The sequence below is a fragment of the Bacillus sp. AP50 genome (assembly GCF_040492675.1).
In the GTDB taxonomy this organism is placed as follows: Bacteria; Bacillota; Bacilli; order Bacillales; family Bacillaceae_G; genus Bacillus_A; species Bacillus_A cereus.
This window is the reverse complement of sequence record NZ_JBEUTW010000328.1, coordinates 1-2658: the sequence shown is the minus strand read 5'-3', so window position 1 is coordinate 2658 and position 2658 is coordinate 1. Positions and strand designations below refer to the sequence as shown.

Below are 2658 nucleotides of genomic sequence, written 5' to 3'. Positions count from 1 at the left end.
ATAATAAAGTATTTAGAAAAAAGGTTAGAAAAATATGCAGAAACATTACAATATGCACATTTATATCCTGACACAGTTATTTTACCGTTACAGCAATTAGTTATTGAATATTCTTTAGATGTTGCTAGAATTCGGAAGTATATGAATTTAAAAACGTAAAGTGAAATTTATAGTTTAAATGAAACAGAGTCGACTTTAGGAAATGAAATTCTAATGTCGACTCTGTTTCATTGTTTAATATCGTTGATTGAACATACATACTAATCAATGAAGTTTGACATATAATTAAGCAAGGGTAAAATAAAAGTGAGTACTCACTCATTTTATTGGAAAAGGAGGATGAAACGTGCAACAACCTTCCATTATTTTACGGACTGTATCAAAAAGTTTTGGGAAAAAAGAAGTGTTACACAATCTTTCATTGCAAGTTGAAAAAGCAGAAATTTTTGGTTTTGTTGGACCTTCTGGATCGGGGAAAACAACGCTCATTAAAATGATTGCAGGTATTAATGAGGCAACGAAAGGTGAAGTGCTTGTTAATAATACTAATATGCCTAATTTAAATGAAATGAAAAGAATTGGTTATATGGCCCAGGCGGATGCATTATACGAAGAATTGTCAGCATATGAAAATGCAGATTTTATAGCAACGATGTATGGACTAAAGGGAAAACGTAAAAAGACAAGAATTGCAGAGGTTTTTGAACTTGTACAATTGTCACAGTATATGAAAAAGCAAGTACAACAATTTTCAGGTGGAATGAAAAAACGCTTATCATTAGCAATAGCGCTCCTTCACGAACCAGAAATATTAATTTTAGATGAGCCTACAGTGGGGATAGATCCGCTTCTTAGAAAAACGATTTGGGAAAAATTTTATGATCTTAAAAAGAAAGGCACAACGATTATTGTAACGACGCACATTATGGATGAAGCTGAATTTTGTGAGCGTCTAGGGTTAATTAGAGAAGGGAAACTAGTTGCGGTTGGAACAACTGAAGAATTGAAAAAACGCGTGTCATCTGGACGGATTGAAGATGTCTTTTTGCTAGAAGAGGTGGTGCCATCATGAGAGTTACTGGTGTAATTATACGTATTATTCGTCAATTTTTTCGAGATAAGCGTTCGTTAGCAATGATGTTTGGAGCGCCGATGTTATTACTTTGGCTTTTGTCACTAGTGTTTACACAGAAAGACTATATACCGCAAATTGCTGTTGTTGATATGCCCGCTCAAATAGTAAAAGTGATGAAAAATCAAGAAGCGTCAATTTATGAATACAGTAAGGAAAAGGCGATTTCTGAGTTGGAAAAACAAAAGGTAGATGCAGTATTTCGAATAGAGAATGGAAAAATGAAACTTCTGTTGGAAGGTAGTGATTCGTCAAAAAATCGTGCTGTACTTCAAGTATTGCAAAAAAGCACAGAGAAGAATGATGTATCGATTATGAAACCTGAAGTAAATTATTTACATGGCTCTAAAGACTTTACGATGTTTGATGGGCTTGGTCCTGTATTAATTGGTTTCTTTACATTTTTCTTTGTATTTATATTATCAGGTGTATCTTTCGTAAGAGAACGTTTAAGTGGTACGCTAGAAAGGTTATTATCCACCCCAGTAAGAAGATGGGAAATAGTCGCAGGTTATATTATTGGTTTTGGAATCTTTGCCTTTATACAATCCATTATTATCGTAAGCTTTTCCGTTTATATTTTAGATTTATACGTAGCTGGCTCCATATGGCTAACGCTACTTATTACATGTATGCTCTCTTTAACTGCACTAACATTAGGTACGTTTTTATCGGCATACGCAAATAATGAATTTCAAATGATTCAATTTATACCGCTTGTTATTGTGCCACAAATCTTCTTTTCTGGATTGTTTCCAATGGAATCTATGAATAAGTGGCTACAAATGTTAGGGAAAGTATTTCCACTCACATACGGCGCTGACGCAATGAGACAAGTGATGATTCGGAATCAAGGGTTTACAGAGATTGCATTAGATCTTACTGTATTATTACTTTTTTCACTATTATTTGCAGTAGGGAATGTATTTGCTTTAAAGAAACATCGCAAAATATAATAATGACAAAAAGGAGCTTTATAAATGCAGAAGGATTGGCTGGAGGAATTAATAGCTGCAACTAATACGGATAAACGAAATGAACGTCAAATGCGAATATTAGAGGCGGCTGTTGATATGTTTGGAGAAAAAGGATACGCTTCAACTTCAACAAGTGAAATTGCAAAGCGTGCTGGTGTAGCGGAAGGAACCATCTTCCGCTACTATAAGACGAAAAAAGATTTATTACTAGCGGTCGTAATGCCAACTTTAACTAAGTTCGTTGCACCATTTTTCGTACAAACCTTTGCAAAAGAAATATTTAAATCAGAGTATGAATCGTATGAAGGACTTTTAAGAGTTGTAATTCATAATAGATTTAAATTTGCTCAAAAACACTTTCCTATGATAAAAATATTAATTCAAGAAGTACCATTTCAACCAGAACTAAAAAATGAAATACAGCAATTAGTAGAAACAGAACTGTTTTCACATTTCAAAAAGTTGATTGTGAAATTTCAAGAAGAAGGAGAGATTATTGAGATACCACCATCTTCCGTACTACGTCTTACTTTATCAGCTGTATTAGGT

Annotated in this window: 3 protein-coding genes; all 3 read left to right on the top strand. The window is 33.7% G+C overall.

Annotation, left to right across the window (positions count from 1 at the left end; translation table 11 throughout):
* The first annotated feature begins 346 nt into the window (after positions 1-346).
* Entirely contained in the window at positions 347-1072 is a 726-nt protein-coding gene (locus ABWK52_RS21500) for an ABC transporter ATP-binding protein (protein ID WP_001187071.1), read from the top strand.
* Positions 1069-2088 carry an ABC transporter permease gene (locus tag ABWK52_RS21495; protein WP_001266728.1) on the top strand — a complete coding sequence of 340 codons (1020 nt, stop codon included), beginning with the start codon at positions 1069-1071 and terminating at the stop codon, positions 2086-2088. Before ABWK52_RS21500 ends, ABWK52_RS21495 begins: the two co-directional genes overlap by 4 nt.
* 24 nt (positions 2089-2112) lie before the next feature.
* Positions 2113-2658, top strand: a 546-nt coding sequence (locus ABWK52_RS21490; protein WP_131256215.1) for a TetR/AcrR family transcriptional regulator, incomplete at its 3' end; no start/stop codon positions are given.

Bases quoted from the DNA above. Each gene is read 5' to 3' on its own strand.
- ABWK52_RS21495 (WP_001266728.1), top strand. From the start codon at position 1,069: ATGAGAGTTACTGGTGTAATTATACGTATTATTCGTCAATTTTTTCGA.